At 76.2% G+C, this 15027-nt stretch carries 15 protein-coding genes; 11 read left to right on the forward strand and 4 right to left on the reverse strand.

Annotated features, from left to right (window positions below):
- Nucleotides 1–26: 26 nt before the first annotated feature.
- Nucleotides 27–1847, reverse strand: coding sequence for an ABC transporter ATP-binding protein (locus CLV37_RS21770; RefSeq protein ID WP_106214423.1), 1821 nt, complete (start codon nt 1845–1847; stop codon nt 27–29).
- A 70-nt stretch (nt 1848–1917) separates the two neighbouring features.
- On the opposite strand from CLV37_RS21770, the gene CLV37_RS27815 reads away from it, so the two are divergent.
- The 7 genes from CLV37_RS27815 to CLV37_RS21800 are packed head-to-tail and all read left to right on the forward strand — an operon-like array spanning nt 1918 to nt 8567.
- A complete protein-coding gene (locus tag CLV37_RS27815; protein WP_170127422.1) occupies nt 1918–2367 on the forward strand; it encodes a MarR family winged helix-turn-helix transcriptional regulator in 450 nt (149 codons plus the stop codon).
- 53 nt (nt 2368–2420) lie between these two features.
- On the forward strand, nt 2421–4439 hold the full coding sequence (locus tag CLV37_RS21775) for a SpoIIE family protein phosphatase (protein WP_170127423.1): 2019 nt from the start codon (nt 2421–2423) through the stop codon (nt 4437–4439).
- Nucleotides 4440–4476: 37 nt separating this feature from the next.
- Nucleotides 4477–5058, forward strand: a complete 582-nt coding sequence (locus CLV37_RS21780; protein WP_245885541.1) for an RNA polymerase sigma factor — start codon at nt 4477–4479, stop codon at nt 5056–5058.
- Nucleotides 5058–5876: a hypothetical protein gene (locus tag CLV37_RS21785; protein WP_106214428.1), complete on the forward strand. Its 819-nt coding sequence runs from the start codon at nt 5058–5060 to the stop codon at nt 5874–5876. The genes CLV37_RS21780 and CLV37_RS21785 overlap by 1 nt, the downstream gene beginning before the upstream one ends.
- A complete protein-coding gene (locus tag CLV37_RS21790) occupies nt 5873–6652 on the forward strand; it encodes an ABC transporter ATP-binding protein (RefSeq protein ID WP_106214430.1) in 780 nt (259 codons plus the stop codon). Before CLV37_RS21785 ends, CLV37_RS21790 begins: the two co-directional genes overlap by 4 nt.
- A complete protein-coding gene (locus CLV37_RS21795) occupies nt 6649–7968 on the forward strand; it encodes a hypothetical protein (protein ID WP_106214432.1) in 1320 nt (439 codons plus the stop codon). The genes CLV37_RS21790 and CLV37_RS21795 overlap by 4 nt, the downstream gene beginning before the upstream one ends.
- Nucleotides 7965–8567, forward strand: coding sequence for a hypothetical protein (locus tag CLV37_RS21800; RefSeq protein WP_106214434.1), 603 nt, complete (start codon nt 7965–7967; stop codon nt 8565–8567). Before CLV37_RS21795 ends, CLV37_RS21800 begins: the two co-directional genes overlap by 4 nt.
- A gap of 339 nt (nt 8568–8906) precedes the next feature.
- On the opposite strand, the gene CLV37_RS21805 is transcribed toward CLV37_RS21800, so the two are convergent.
- The gene (locus CLV37_RS21805; protein ID WP_170127424.1) at nt 8907–9413 is read right to left on the reverse strand and encodes a GNAT family N-acetyltransferase; all 507 of its coding nucleotides are present in this window, start codon (nt 9411–9413) and stop codon (nt 8907–8909) included.
- A gap of 22 nt (nt 9414–9435) precedes the next feature.
- On the opposite strand from CLV37_RS21805, the gene CLV37_RS27820 reads away from it, so the two are divergent.
- Nucleotides 9436–9930, forward strand: coding sequence for a P-loop nucleotide/nucleoside kinase family protein (locus CLV37_RS27820; RefSeq protein ID WP_170127425.1), 495 nt, complete (start codon nt 9436–9438; stop codon nt 9928–9930).
- A complete protein-coding gene (locus CLV37_RS21815) occupies nt 9927–10442 on the forward strand; it encodes a GNAT family N-acetyltransferase (protein ID WP_106214440.1) in 516 nt (171 codons plus the stop codon). The genes CLV37_RS27820 and CLV37_RS21815 overlap by 4 nt, the downstream gene beginning before the upstream one ends.
- Before the next feature lie 3 nt (nt 10443–10445).
- Here the strand turns inward: CLV37_RS21815 and CLV37_RS21820 are convergent, their stop codons facing one another.
- Together CLV37_RS21820 and CLV37_RS21825 are read right to left on the reverse strand one after the other, a co-directional pair.
- Nucleotides 10446–11249, reverse strand: coding sequence for a PHP domain-containing protein (locus CLV37_RS21820; RefSeq protein WP_211298852.1), 804 nt, complete (start codon nt 11247–11249; stop codon nt 10446–10448).
- A 4-nt stretch (nt 11250–11253) separates the two neighbouring features.
- On the reverse strand, nt 11254–12339 hold the full coding sequence (locus tag CLV37_RS21825) for a PucR family transcriptional regulator (RefSeq protein ID WP_106214442.1): 1086 nt from the start codon (nt 12337–12339) through the stop codon (nt 11254–11256).
- Nucleotides 12340–12428: 89 nt separating this feature from the next.
- On the opposite strand from CLV37_RS21825, the gene CLV37_RS21830 reads away from it, so the two are divergent.
- Both CLV37_RS21830 and pruA read left to right on the forward strand, forming a co-directional pair.
- Nucleotides 12429–13346 (forward strand): proline dehydrogenase family protein, encoded by a 918-nt coding sequence (locus CLV37_RS21830; protein WP_106214444.1) that lies wholly within the window; start codon nt 12429–12431, stop codon nt 13344–13346.
- Between the two features lie 31 nt (nt 13347–13377).
- Complete coding sequence (pruA, locus tag CLV37_RS21835) at nt 13378–15003, forward strand: L-glutamate gamma-semialdehyde dehydrogenase (RefSeq protein ID WP_106214446.1); 1626 nt, start codon at nt 13378–13380, stop codon at nt 15001–15003.
- The last annotated feature ends 24 nt before the right edge of the window (nt 15004–15027 follow it).

The following is a 15027-nucleotide window of genomic DNA, read 5'->3' on the forward strand; positions in this document are numbered from 1 at the left end:
GCGGGGGACGCACGGGGGCCCCGCCCCTACTGCACGAGCTCGGCGCGCGCCTCGTCGGCGGCGACGAGCTCGGCGTACCTGCCGCCCGCGGCGAGGAGCTCGGCGTGGCTGCCGCGTTCGACGACGCGGCCGTGGTCGAGCACCGCGATCTGGTCGGCGCCGCGGACGGTGGACAGCCGGTGCGCGATGGTGATGGTCGTCCGGCCGCTGGACAGCTCGGCCAGGGCCCCGGCCATCGCCCGCTCGGTGCGGGTGTCCAGGGCCGAGGTGGCCTCGTCGAGCAGCAGCACCGGCGGGTCGCGCAGCACGGTGCGGGCCAGGGCGATGCGCTGCTTCTCCCCGCCGGAGAAGCGGTAGCCGCGTTCGCCCACGACGGTGTCGTAGCCCTGCGGCAGGGCGCTGAGCACGTCGTCGATCTGTGCGATCCGCGCCGCGCGCCGCAGCTCGTCGTCGGTGGCGCCGGGCCGGGCGAACCGCAGGTTGTCGGCGACGGAGGCGTGCAGCAGGAACGTCTCCTGCGTGACGACGCCGACGGCGTCCGACAGCGAGCGCGCGGTCAGGTCGCGCACGTCGACGCCGTCGACCGTCACGGCCCCGGAGTCCACGTCGTACAGCCGGGCCAGCAGGTACCCCAGCGTCGTCTTGCCCGACCCCGTCGCGCCGACGACCGCCAGCGACGACCCTGCGGGGACGTCGAGGGTGATCCCCTCCACCGTGGGCCGGTCGGCGCCGGGGTAGGAGAACGACACGTCCTGGAACCGGACGTGCCCGGCGGGGGCGGCCAGGGTGCGCGCCCCGGGCTTCTCCTCGACCTCCACGGGGGTGTCGAGGTACTCGAAGACCCGCGTGAACAGGGCCATCGAGGCGTGCAACCGGACGACGATGCGCAGCAGCGCCCCCAGCGGCCGGAACAGCTGCCCCTGCAGGGTGACGAGGGCCACGAGCGTCCCGATGCTCAGGGCGGTGCCGGTGCCGCGGATCCAGCCGCCGAGCAGGTACGTCAGGGCGGGGACGGCGGCCATCGTCAGCGTGATGAGCGACCACTGCCAGCGACCGGCCATCTCCGAGCCCACCTCCAGGCGGGCGACGTCGTCGGACTGGCGCGTGAACCGCTGCACGACCTCGGGGGTCCGCCCGGTCGTGCGCGTCAGCAGGACCCCGGAGATCGACAGGGTCTCCTCGACGGTGGCGGACATGTCCGCGAGCTGGCGCTGGCGCTGGGCGGTGATGCGCCGGCGCAGCCGGCCGACGCGGCGGTTCAGCCACACAGAGAAGGGCAGGACGACGAAGGAGAACAGCGCGAGCCGCCAGTCGAGGGCGAGCATCGCGACGACGGTGACGACGACCGTCGCGAGGTTCTGGACGAGGTCGGCGCCCGTGCTGGTGACGACGGTCTGCATGGCGCCGATGTCGTTGGCGATGCGCGACTGGACCTCCCCGGTCCGGGTGCGCGCGAAGAACCCCAGCGACATGCGCTGCAGGTGGGTGTAGAGCGACGTCCGCAGGCCGTGCATGACGGCCTGCCCGACGCGGGTGGTGAGCAGCCCCTGGACGACGTCGAGTGCGGTGCTCACGGCGACGATGCCGACGAGGCCGGCGGCGAGCCAGGCCAGCAGGCGCACGTCGCCGCGCGGCAGGGCCACGTCGACGACCTCGCGGATGAGGAAGGGGGACGCGACGCCGGCCACGGCCGAGGCCGCGATGAGCACGGCGACGACGGACAGCGTGCGCGTGTGGGGGCGGAACAGGTGCAGGACCCGGGCGACCTCGTCCTTGCGGGGGCGGTCGAGCCCGGTGGTGTCGGCCTTGCCCGGCCGGTAGGGGTCGCGTTCGGGGTCACCCCGCACGGGCGCACCTCCAGGGGATCGTGTGGTTACCTCACGGTGAGGTTACCTCAGGAACGGTAGGCTGTCACTCGTGGACGACCTGGACGCCGACCTCTTCGAGACCCTGCGCTCCCTGCAGTGGCGGCTGCGCCGCACCGGCCACGGCGACGTCGACGACCTCGGCATCACCCCGGCCCAGGGCCGCGTCCTGCGCGTCGTCGGCCGCTGCGACACCCCGCCGCGCATGGGTGCGGTCGCCGAGCGCCTGCACATCGCGCCCCGGTCGCTGACCGACCTCGTCGACCCCCTGGAGGCCGCCGGCCTGCTGCGGCGCACGACCGACCCCGACAACCGCCGCTCCGTCCTGCTCGACCTCACCCCGCGCGGCGGCGTCGTCCTCGACGCCCTGCGGCAGCGGGCGCGCCGGAGCGCGGCCCGGGCCTTCTCCGTCCTGGAGGTGGACGAACGGCGCCAGCTCCTCGACCTGCTGCGCCGGGTGGAGAGCGCCGTGGCCGAGGACCCCGCGGCCGCGCACGGTTAGAGTCGGACGGCCCGAGGAGTCCACCGCAGGAACCGCTGGGAGGTGCGGCACGCGTGCCCGACCCCGCCCCGGACGCCGAGCGTCTGCGCTTGGACCTGGCCCTCGTCTCCGTCGGTCTGGCCCCCTTCGACTACGACCTGCGCACCCGCGACCTGCGCGCCGACGAACGGCTCGCCACGCTCCTGGGCTGCCCGCCCAGCACCTCCTCCGCCGCCCTCGAGCGGCGGCTGACCGACCTGGTCGGCCCCGAGGACCTCGACCGGCTGCGGTCCGCGGTGGCCGACGCCGTGGGTGGGGTCGGGACGTTCCACGTGGAACTGCGGCTGCGCGACGGGGCCGGTGCGCCGGCGTGGCTGAGCGTGCACGGGCGGGTCCTCCTCCAGGGGGGCGAACCGCGGCGCCTGGTGGGGGTGGCCCACGACTCCAGCCGCGACCACGTGCTCGGCGTCGCCAGTGCCCTGGAGTCGCTGCCCGCCGCCTACTACGCCCTCGACCACGACGGCGTGCTGCGCACCCTCAACGCCGAGGCCGAACGGCTCGCCGGCCGTCCTCGCGACGAGCTCCTCGGCCACCCCTGGGGCGACGTCTTCCCCCTCGCCGCCGGGTCCGAGGCCGACCGCGTGCTGCAGGGCGTCGAACGCACCGGCCGCGCCGAGACCATCGAGCTCCTGCACCCCGAGCCGCTGTCGCTGTGGTGCGAGCTGCGGGCCTGGCCCGACGGGCAGGGCACCAGCGTGCTGCTGCTGCCCACGGCCGCGCGCCGGGCCGCGGAGGAGGCCGCCGAACGCGCCACCACCCAGGTGCAGGTCCTCGCCGCGGTCGGCGCCCACCTGTCCGGCACGCTCGACGCCGAGACCGCGGTCGCCCGGCTCGCCGGGGTGCTCGTGCCCGTCCTGGGAGACTGGTGCATCGTCTCCGTCGTCGACGAGCACGGCGCGCTGCGCGACGTCGGCTGCCAGCACGCCGACCCCGCCCGGCAGGACCTCCTGGAGTCCTACCGCGCCCACCGGATGCGCGCCCTCGTCGCGAAGAACCCCGGCGGCCCGCCGTACGTCCTGCAGGCCGTCCGCACCGGCCGGCCCGTCACGCTGCCCGTGCCCGCCGTCGACGCGATCAGCGACGTCCTGGACCCGGGGCAGGCCCTCGACGCCGTCCGGGCGCTGGCCCCCGAGTCCGTCGTCGTCCTGCCGCTGCGCGCCCGCGGGCGGACCGTCGGCATCGTCACCCTGGCCCGCGACCACGGCCGGCGCCCCTTCGGCGCCCAGGACCTCGCCACCGTCTCCGGCGTCGGCGAGCGCGCCGCCCTCGCCCTCGACAACGCCCGGCTCTACGGCCAGCAGCAGAAGATCGCCGAGGGCCTGCAGCGCGACCTGCTGACCCCGCCGGCGCAGTCCCCGCACTGGGAGACCGCCGTCCGCTACCTCCCGGCCGCCCAGGCCGCCCAGGTCGGGGGCGACTGGTACGACGCCTTCCACCAGCCCGACGGCTCCACGACCCTCGTCATCGGTGACGTCGTCGGCCACGACATCGGCGCCGCCGCCGCCATGGGGCAGCTGCGCAACCTGCTGCGCGGCATCTCCTTCGCCGCCCCCGACGGGCCCGCCGGGCTGCTCGGCCGGCTCGACGCCGCGATGGCCGGGCTGGGGCTGACGACGATGGCCACGGCCCTCGTCGGCCGCCTCGAACCCCGGCCCGACGGCGTCCTGCTCGCGTTCTCCAGCGCCGGGCACCCCGCGCCCGTGCTGCTGCGCGCGGCGGGCACGGCCGCGCCGCTGGCTCCCGCGCACGACCCCGACCTGCTGCTCGGCATCGACCCGGCGACCGCGCGCCACGACGGCGGACTGCTCCTGCACGAGGGCGACACGCTCCTGTTCCACACCGACGGCCTCGTCGAACGCCGCGACCAGAGCCTCGACGTGGGGACCGCCCGCCTGCTCGAGGCCGTCGCCCGGCACGCCCGCCGCGGGCTCGAGGACCTGTGCGACGCCCTGCTCGACGACCTGCTGCCCCAGCAGCCCGAGGACGACGTCGCGCTCGTGGCCGTCCGCGTCCGTGGGGCGGTCCGCCCCTGATCCCACGTCGTCCCCGCCCGGGGCGAACCAGGTCCGGGTGAGCCGCGTCAGGCAGCACGTGGACGACCTGACGGTGGTGGACGACGCGGTGCTGCTGCGCCGCGTCGCGCGCGGGGACACCACCGCCTACGCCGAGCTCCACGCGCGGTTGGCCCCGACGGTGCTGCTGCGGCTGCGCCGCCGGTGCTCCGACCGCGAACTCGTCGCCGACGTCCTGCAGGAGTCCTTCACCGCCGTCTGGCGGTCCGCGGGCACCTGGGACGGGCGCGGGGAGGTCGCCGCCTGGGTGTGGACGATCGCCGCGCGCCGCCTCGTCGACGCCTTCCGCCGCCGCGCCGTCCGCGAGGGCACCGCGCACCGGCTGCGCACCGCCGACCGGCACGAGGCGACGACCCCCTCGGCCGAGGCGGTCGTCGTCGACGGCCTGCTCGCCGGGCCCCTGCAGGCCGCCGTCGACGGCCTGTCCCCGCAGCTGCGCGACGTCCTGCAGGCCACCGTCCTCGACGGCCTGTCCACCCGCGAGGCCGCCGGCGTCCTCGGCATCCCCGAGGGCACCGTCAAGGCCCGCGCCTTCCGCGCCCGCACCGCCCTGCGCCGACAGCTCGCCCCGGAGGCGTGATGACGAACCCCACCTGGCACGCCTCACCCGCCCTGCTGAGCGCCTACGCCGGTGGCCGCAGCGGGCCCAGCGACTCCTGGTCCCTGGAGGCCCACCTCGTCGACTGCGCCCAGTGCCGCGCCGCGCTGGCCCTGGTCCTCGACCCCGACGACGCCGACCTGCTCGCCGCCCAGCGCACCGCCCTGCTCACCGACCCGCCCCCGCAGGCCACCCGCCCCGCCCGCAGCACCCGCCGCCGTCACCTGCACTGGCTCCTGCGGCCCGGCGCGGCGCTCGTCGTCCTGGCCGCCGTCGCTGCCGCCACCGTCCTGGACCTGCTGGCCTCGCCGTCGTGGCCGGGACTGTGGGTGCTGGCCCCCGTCGTCCCCCCGCTGGGGGTGGCGCTGTCGACGTGGGGCGAGGACGACCCCGCCCGCGAGGCGGCCCTCGCCACCCCTTCCGCCGGGCTGCGGACCACCCTGTGGCGCACCTGCCTCGTCGTCGCCACCGCGCTGCCCCTGACCGCCCTGGCGGGGCTGCTCGTCGGGTCCTCGCCGCTGGAGTTCCGCTGGCTGCTGCCCAGCCTCGCCACGTCCGCGGCCAGCCTCGCCCTCGGCACGCTCGTCCCGCTGCACCGGGCCGCCGTCGCCGTCGCCGCCGCCTGGACGCTGCTCGCCGTCGTCCCGCAGACCCCCTGGCTGCACCCCGGGTCCCTCGAACCGTTCCTGCTCACCGCCCGCGCCCAGCCCCTGTGGGTCCTCGTCGTGCTCGCCGCCGCCGCCGTCACGGCCCTGCGCCGCGACACCTTCCAGCTCCTGCCCGCCCGGAGGACCCGATGACCACGACCACCACGACGACCGTCCGCGCCGAGGGCCTGCGCGTGCGCCTGGGCCGCGGCCGGCGCGCCCGGACCGTCCTCGACGGCGTCGACCTGGACCTCGGCCACGGCGTCCACGGGCTGCTGGGCCCCAACGGCGCCGGGAAGACGACGCTCGTGCGCGTGCTGGCCACCCTCGTCGACCCCGACGACGGCCACCTGCACCTGCTGGGCCGCCGCCCCGGGCGCGAGTCCGACCGGCGCGAGGTCCGCCGCCGCCTCGGCTACCTCCCGCAGACCTTCGGCGGGTACCCGCGCTTCAGCGTCCGCGAGTTCGTCGAGTACTTCGCCTGGCTCAAGGAGGTCCCCGCCGCCCGGGCGCCGCTGGCCGTGGACCACGCCCTGGACCGCGTCGGGCTCGCCGACCGCGCCGACTCCCGCCTCAAGGAGCTGTCCGGTGGGATGGTCCGGCGCGTCGGCCTGGCCCAGGCCCTCGTCAATGACCCCGAGCTGCTCCTGCTCGACGAGCCCACCGCCGGTCTCGACCCCGAGCAGCGCGTCGACTTCCGCCGCCTCGTGCGCGACCTGTCCGCCGACACCACCGTCGTGCTGTCCACCCACCTCGTCGAGGACGTCGCCGCCGCCTGCGACGAGGTGACGCTCCTGGACGCCGGCCGCGTCGCCTGGACCGGGACCCCCACCGCCCTGGCCGACCTCGGCGGCGACGCCCGCGCCGACGTCTCCGCCGTCGAGCACGGCTACACCGCCGCCCTGCGCGCCCACCGGGAGGGCCGGTGAGCGGCCGCGTCCTATGCACCGAGCTGCGCCGGGGCGCCGCCGGGTTCCTCGTCGTCGTCCTCGTCCTCGTCGCCGCGGCCCTGCTCACCTCCCGGGCCCCCCGCCTCAGCGGCTACAACTCGTGGTCGTCGGGGTGGAGCGCCGCCGCGGGGGAGTTCACCGCCTGGGGCATCGTCCTGGGGCCGGTCGCCGCGACCGTCGCCGCCTGGGTCGGCGCCCGCGAGCGCCGGTGGGGACTCACCGAGCTGCTCGCCACCACCCCCCGCCCGCGCGCCCACCGCGGCGCCCTGACCCTGACCGCCCTCGGCGTGGCCGTCGTGCTCGGTCAGCTCGCCGGGGCCGTCGCGTACGCCCTCGCCGTCGCCCCCACCTCCCGCCACCCCCGCGTCGACGACCTCGTCGTGCCGGCGCTCGGCGTCCTCGGGGTCCTCGTCGCCACCGCCTGGGGCTGGGCCGTGGGCCGGCTCGTCCCGCGTCGGCTCACCGCCCCCCTGGTCGGGCTCGCGCTCTACGCCGTCGCCGGCGTCCTGTCCTACTCCGCCGGTGCCCTCGGGTACCTCTCCCCGCTGGGTCACCTCCCCTACGGCAGCTACCAGGAGCTGCTGCCCGGGATCGTCCCCGGCTACGCGGTGTGGCTCGCCTCGATCGCGGCCGTCGTCCTCGTCGCCGTCCTGGCCCAGCGCCGCCGCTGGGCGCTCGTCCCGGCCGCCACCGCGGCGCTCGCGGTCACCGTGCTGCTGCTGGCCCAGGACTCCCCGGACGGGTACCCGACGTGGGCGCGGACCGACCCCGTGGCGGCGCGGCAGGTCTGCACCGGCGACGCCCCCGTCGTGTGCGTGACGCGCGAGCACGAGGCGTTCCTCGCCGACGTCACCCCGCTGGCCCGGGGCGTGATCGCGGAGATGGCTCCGGTCGTCACCGTGCGCGGGGCCCAGGAGGACCTGCGCGGCGACGTGCCCGACGGGTACCTGCCCCTCACCAACCTGCAGACCTCGGGCGCGATGTTCCGCCCCGGCCTGACCGACCCCGACGACGTCCGGTTCCAGACGGTCATGCAGTTCGTGTCGATGCGCTGCCCGCTGGGCCCCTCCGACGTCCCGCAGGACGAGGTGCAGACGTCGTTCGACCTGTCCTACGTCGCCGCCGGGGTCCTCGTCCCCAGCCTGCGCCCCGCCCTCGGCGACTACCCCCCGGCGCAGGACGCGACCGCCCTGCGCGCCCGGCTGCAGGACCCCGCCGAGGCCCGCGCCTGGATCGGCCGGTACCTGGACGCGGTCCACGGCTGCGACTACGCCGCCCTGGAGCGGCTGCGGTGAGCGCGCCCCCCGTCCACCCCTTCGCCCACGCCCGCCGGCTGCCGGCGACGGCCCTGTGGGTCGCGGCGGTCGCCGTGGGCGCGTGGCTGGCGGGGGACTGGCTGGCCTCCCGGCCGTACTTCCCCGGCCCGTCGGCCCGGGTGCCCGTCGCCGTCGGCGGCCCGCTGCTCGCGGCCGTCCTGCTCGCCCGCACCCTCGCCGGCGACGACCCCGACCTCGAACGCACCGCACCGCGGTTCACCCCCGCCTTCCGCACGCTCCACGCCCTGCTCGGCGCGAGCGTCCCGGCCCTCGCCCTGGCGCTGGCGCTCCTGGCCGACCCGGCGGTCTTCGGCGCGGCCGCCGTCGTGCGCAACACCCTCGGGCTGGCGGGGCTGACCCTGCTGGCCGCGGTGCTGGTCCCGGTGCACCTGGCCTGGGCGCCCGCGACCCTCGTGACGTTCGCGACGTACCTGGCCGCCGGTCACGCCGACGGCGCCGGCGTCGCGTGGTGGGGGTGGCTCGTGCGGCCCGGCGGGGCCGACGCGTCCTGGGCCGTCGCGGGCGTCCTGCTCACGGCCGGTGCCTTCCTCTACACGCGGCGGGGGGTCAGCCGGTGAGGTGGCGGCGCGGCCCGCGGTGCACCCGTCACGGCTGCCCGATGACCTCGCGCTCACGTCGATGTCGTGACGTTCGCGCACCGCACCCACGACGCACCCACGAGCACGGGCCCACCCCACCATCTCCGGCCGCTGTGTCGCGAGCGCGCACGATCGATGCGCCCATCTCCCGACACGCCGTCCCCGGGACCGTCCGCCGGGCTGCGGCGGGCGATGGCTGCATCGATCCTGCACACACCTCACCCGACGTCGCGGTCATCCGAAGTCGTACGCGGTGCCGTGGCCGCTCGTCACCCGCCCAGCCCGACGACCGCCCCCGGCGTCCCGACACCCCGAGCCTCACCGGTGCCCCGGTGCGGGACCGTCACCGACGTCCCCGACCAGTGCTCGCCGCAGCACCCGGCACCGCGCCCGGTGCTCGTACGTGCTCCTGTCGGCGCGCTCGGCCGTCCACGAGCTCACGGTCGTCCCGGCCCGCCGGTACCCGAGCCGCTCGTAGAGCGCCTGCGCGCGCGGGTTGTCGACCTCCACCTCCAGGACCGCCTCGGCGCCACCGCGGGCGCGGACCGCGTCCTCCAGCGCACCGACCAGCGCCGTCCCCACCCCGCGCGAGCGGTGGCCGGGGTGCACGACGAGCTGGAACAACGCCCCGCGTCCCGGCTGCGCGACGTGGTCGACGGCCCCGACCCCCACGACCCGCCCGTCGACGACGGCGGCGAGGTAGTCCACCTCGTCACCGCGCGTCAGCTCCGCGCGCACGGCCCGCAGGTGCGTCCCGGACCCCGCCCAGCCCAGGTCGGCGAGGTCGTCGACGGTCAGGGCGCGGAACCCGGGTGCGACGGCCACGCGCCGACGGTAGACACGACGGGTGCCCCGCCGCCCGCTGGTCCTCACCGGGGGTCCGGCCGTGGGCAAGACCACGACGGGGCGCCGGCTCGCCGGGGCGCGCACCGCCGGGGCCTTCGTGGACGTCGATGACGTCCGCCAGCTCGTGGTCGCCGGTGCGGCCGCCGCGTGGGAACCGGACGGCCCCCGGCAGGCGGCCCTCGCCGCCCGCAACGCCTGCGCCCTGGTCCGCAACCTCACCGACGCCGGGTTCGACGTCGTCGTGGCCGACGTCCTGGCCCCCGCGACCGTCCCCGTCTACCGGCAGCTCCTGTCCGGCGTCCTGGTCGTCCACCTGCGGGTGCCGTTCGCCGAGGCCCGGCGGCGGGCCACCACCCGCCCCGCGTGGCTGACCGAGGAGGAGTTCGCCTGGCTGCACCGCCGCGACGCCGAGGACCCGCCCGCCGCCGATGTCCGCCTCGACGTCGCCGGGCTGGACCCGGCCGCCCAGGCCGCCGCCGTGGGGGAGCTGTGGTGAGCGGGTTCCCGGACCCGCTCGTCGGCCCGCGCGTGCGGCTTCGGGCCTTCGTCCCCGCGGACGCCGCGATGGCCCGTGAGCTGTCCACCGACCCCTACGTGCCGCGCACCGGTTCGCTGCCCGCGCACGCCGACGCCGCCCAGGCCGCCGCGTGGGTCCGGCGCCAGCAGGGCCGTCTCGCCGAGGGCGCCGGCTACTCCTTCGCGCTCGAGGTCGGGGGTCGCGCCGTGGGGCAGTGCGGGCTGTGGTTCGCCGGGGCGGAGCGCTTCACCGTCGGCTACGCCGTGGTCCCCGGCGCCCGGGGGCAGGGCCTGGCCGCCGAGGCGCTGGGCCTCCTCGTCGGTTTCGCCTGGACGCACCCGGCGGCCCGGACCGTCGAGGCGCTGGTCGAGCCGTGGAACACCGCCTCGCTGCGCACGCTCGCGCGGGCCGGGTTCACCCGGGTCGGCGCGACGACGCACCCGATCGGCGGCGAGGAGCGCGACGTGGAGGTGTGGGTCGTCAGGCGGTGACGCTCAGGCCCGCACCCACGGGTCCCCGGGCCGGCGGCCCGGGGCGAACCCCGCCGCGGACGCCCGCTCACCGGCCTGCGCGAACCCCGTCCCCACGAACCGCGCCTCGTGGGCGTCGCTGCCGAACGTCACGCGCCGCCCGCCCTCCTCGGCCCACCAGCGCAGGATCGTCGGGTGCAGCGGCAACCGCGTGTTGATCTCCAGGCACCGGTCGGTGAGGGAGCGCAGCGCCGTCCGCAGCTCCTCCTCGAAGTCCCGCGGGTCGAACTCCCCGGGCCACGACCGCACGGGGTAGTCGAGGTGGGCGAACGTGTCGAAGTCCCCCGGGCCCATCCGGCAGACCTCCGCGAGGTAGTCGCGGAACACGTCGGGCGCCGGGCGGTCCTCGAACAGCAGCCAGGGTTCCGCGTACGCGGACGCCTCCTCGTCCCACAGGCAGTGAAGCGAGCCCACGACCCGGTCCACGGGCGGCAGGGCGGCGAGCTCGGCCACGTGCAGGTGCGGCTGCCCCACCTCCCGGCCGGACAGGACCTCCAGGCCGGGGAACTCGGCGCGGCAGCGGTCCAGGCTCTCGGCGTAGGCGTCGAAGTCCGGCAGGGGCGCGTGCAGGATCCCGTCGGCGTCGACGAGGTCGCCGAAGGACCCGGCGAGGAAACCCGCCCGGAACGGCGTCAGGTCGACGTGCTCGGTGAACGCCACCGAGGGCAGCCCGATCGCCACGGCCCGCGCGCACGTCGCGCGCATCGACCCCACGCGGCGCGCGTCCCAGGAGAACTCGCTGTGCACGTGACCGTCGGGAGGCAGCACCGGGTCAGCCTCCCAGCACCAGCGCCAGGTGCACCGCCAGCCGGTCCCGCCCGTCGTCCAGGTCGTACCCGCTGAGCGCGCAGGCCCGCCGCAGCCGGTGGTACAGCGTCTGGCGGTGGATCGACAGCGCCTCGGCCGTGCGCTGCGCCGACCCCGCGAGGTCGAGGTAGGTGCGCACGGTGCCCGCCAGCTCGGGGTCGGCCAGCAGCCGGCGCGCGCGCTCGTCCACGACGACCGTCGAGGGGTCGCCGAGGGCGAGCAGCCGGTGCGCGCCGAGCCGTTCCCACTCGCGCACCCCCGCCGTCCCCGCGCGCAGCGCGGCGTCCGCCTGCCGCCACCCGACGTGCGCCGCCGACGCCTCGACCACGCCGGAGACCCCCACGGCCAGGCCGCCGGGGTGCTGCGACAGCAGCGCGGCCGCGGCGCGCTCGGCGACGTCGCGGCCGGCGAGGGGGGCGGGGACGACGAGCGCGGCCCGGTGCCCCACCCCGGCCACCAGGACCGAGCGCGGCAGCAGCCAGCCGTTGACGACGCCGGTCGGGCCGCCGTCCACGGGCGCCAGCGCGACCACGGTGACCGCAGGGGTCAGCAGCCCGTCGCGCTGCAGCTCCTCCACGGCGCGGGCCCGGGACCCGGCGTCGGCGGACAGCAGCTCCCCGACGGCCCACGTGGTGCGGTCTGCGGTGCGGGCCCGGGTCGCCAGGTGCGCGGCGACGAGGTCGAGGGCCTCGTCGACGCGCTCGAGGTGGTCCACGCGCACCCGGTCGTGCGGGTCGAGCAGCCACAGGTACCCGTACGTCACGCCGCGCCAGCGCACGGGCAGGCACCAGCGGGGCAGCCGGCCGGTCGCGGGGTCGCCGGGGATGCGCAGCGGCCCGTTCGCCCGGGCGATGCCGAACCCGTTGAACAGCTCCTGCACGACGGGGTCGGAGCGGCGGCGCAGGACCGAGCGCCGCCGGACCTCGTCGATCTCGTCGTCGTGACCGGAGGACGCGACGAGCAGCAGGTCCCGGTCCTCCAGCGTCACGGGCGCTCCCGTGAGCTCGGCGACGGTGTCGACGAGGTCCTGCACCTGGTCCGTGGGGTTCACCTGGGCATCATCCACCTGGATGACGAGGGCTCTGAGACGTGTGACGTCCGTCAGTGGCCGCGCGGGGCGTGAAGGCCTAGCGTCGAGGTGTGTTCGGACAACTCCTCCTCGGTGTCGCCGGCAACTCCGGCGTCCGCCGGCTCGTCACCGGCAGCAGCCTCAGCCGGCCCGTCGTGGCCCGCTTCGTCGCCGGTGACGACGTCGACGCGGCCACCGGCGCCGTGCGGGACCTGACCCGCGACGGCATCGCCGTCACCCTCGACCGGCTCGGGGAGGACATCACCGCCCCCGAGCAGGCCGACGAGACCGTCGCCGGGTACTCCGAGCTCCTCGACCGGCTCGCCGCCGAAGGGCTCGCGACCGGCAACGAGATCTCGATCAAGCTCTCCGCCCTCGGCCAGGGCCTGGGCCCGGACGGTCCGCGCCGAGCCACCGAACGTGCCCGCACGCTGGTCGAACGCGCCCACGCGCACGGGGTCGACGTGACGGTCGACATGGAGGACCACACCCGCGTCGAGGACACCCTCGAGACCGTCCGCGCGCTGCGGGCGGACTTCCCCCGCACCGGCTGCGTCCTGCAGGCCATGCTGCGCCGCACCGAGGGCGACGCCCGCGACCTCGCCCACGCCGGGTCCCGCGTCCGCCTCGTCAAGGGCGCCTACAACGAACCCCCCGAGGTCGCCTACCCCGCCAAGGCCGACGTCGACAAGGCGTACGTCCGCTGCCTCAAGACCCTGCTCGACGGCGGCGCCTACCCGATGATCGCCACCCACGACCTGCGCATCGTCGCCCTCGCCGAGGAGCTGCTCGCCGGCAAGCCCGCGGGTTCGGCGGAGTTCCAGATGCTCTACGGCATCCGCGCCGGTGAGCAGAAGCGCCTCGCCGCGCAGCACGCGGTGCGGGTCTACGTCCCCTACGGCACCGACTGGTACGGGTACTTCTCCCGCCGCCTGGCCGAGCGCCCCGCGAACCTCGCGTTCTTCGCCCGTTCCCTCGTCGCCGGCTGACGCCGCGCCCCTGACCCGGAAGGAACCCGACGTGCAATCCGTCACCGACGTCCCCGCCCCGCGCAACGAACCCGTCCACGGCTACGCGCCCGGCAGCCCCGAGCGCAAGCGGCTGACCGACGCGCTCGCCGAGCACGTCGCGCACCCCGTCGAGCTCACCCAGACCATCGGCGGTGAGGCCGTCCTGGGGGCCGGGGAGAAGCACGACGTCGTCCAGCCCCACCAGCACGCCTCCGTCCTGGGCACCTTCGGGACCGCGACGCGCGAGGACGCCCGCCGGGCCGCCGACGCCGCGCTCGCGGCCCGCCACGACTGGGCCGCGATGGACTACGACGACCGCGCCGCGGTGTTCCTGCGCGCCGCCGACCTCCTGGCCGGTCCGTGGCGCGAGAGGATCGCCGCCGCGACGATGCTCGGGCAGTCGAAGACGGCGCAGCAGGCCGAGATCGACGCCCCCTGCGAGCTCGTCGACTTCTGGCGCTGGAACGTGCACTTCGGGCGCCGGATCCTGGAGGAGCAGCCGGTCTCCAGCCCCGGGGTGTGGAACCGGCTGGACCACCGGCCGCTGGAGGGGTTCGTCTACGCGATCACCCCGTTCAACTTCACGGCCATCGCCGGGAACCTGCCGACCGCGCCCGCGCTCATGGGCAACACCGTCGTGTGGAAGCCGTCGCCGACGCAGACCCTCGCGGCCTGGCACACGATGAAGCTGCTGGAGGCCGCCGGGCTGCCCCCGGGCGTCATCAACCTGCTCACCGGAGACGGCAAGGACGTCTCCGAGGTCCTGCTCGCCGACCCGGACCTGGCCGGCATCCACTTCACCGGCTCCACCGCGACGTTCCAGCACCTGTGGCGCATCGTCGGGGAGAACATCGCCGGCTACCGCACGTACCCGCGGCTGGTGGGGGAGACCGGCGGCAAGGACTTCGTCGTGGCCCACCCCTCGGCCGACCCGGCGGTGCTCAGCACGGCCCTGACCCTGGGCGCGTTCGAGTACCAGGGGCAGAAGTGCTCCGCGGCCTCGCGCGCCTTCGTGCCCCGCTCGGTGTGGGACGTCATGGGCGAGGAGTTCTGCGCCACCGTCGACTCCCTGACCTACGGCGACGTCACCGACCTGTCGAACTTCGGCGGGGCCGTCATCGATGCCCGCAGCTACGCCAAGAACGTCGCCGCCATCGAGCGCGCGAAGGCGACCGACGGCCTGACGATCGCCGCGGGCGGCACCTACGACGACTCCGAGGGGTACTTCGTGCGCCCCACCGTCGTGCTGGGCCAGGACCCGACCGACGAGGCGTTCTGCACCGAGTACTTCGGGCCGTTCCTCGCCGTCCACGTCTACGAGGACCGCGACTTCGACCAGGTGCTGCGCACCGTCGACTCCGGCGCCGCGTACGGCCTGACCGGCTCGATCGTCGCGACCGACCGGGCGGCCGTCGCGCAGGCCTCCGAGGCGCTGCGCTTCGCGGCGGGCAACTTCTACGTCAACGACAAGCCCACCGGGGCCGTCGTCGGCCAGCAGCCCTTCGGCGGGTCCCGCGCCTCCGGCACCAACGACAAGGCCGGGTCGATCTACAACCTGCAGCGCTGGACGAGCCCGCGCGCGATCAAGGAGACGTTCGTCGCGCCCACGACGCACGTGTACCCGCACATGGGCTGATTGAGAGATCACTGAGCGGGGTAC

The sequence above is a fragment of the Kineococcus rhizosphaerae genome, assembly GCF_003002055.1.
GTDB lineage: Bacteria > Actinomycetota > Actinomycetes > Actinomycetales > Kineococcaceae > Kineococcus > Kineococcus rhizosphaerae.

Coding starts and splice junctions, on each gene's coding strand:
- CLV37_RS21790 (WP_106214430.1), top strand. CDS start 5,873: ATGACCACGACCACCACGACGACCGTCCGCGCCGAGGGCCTGCGCGTG.
- CLV37_RS21785 (WP_106214428.1), top strand. CDS start 5,058: ATGACGAACCCCACCTGGCACGCCTCACCCGCCCTGCTGAGCGCCTAC.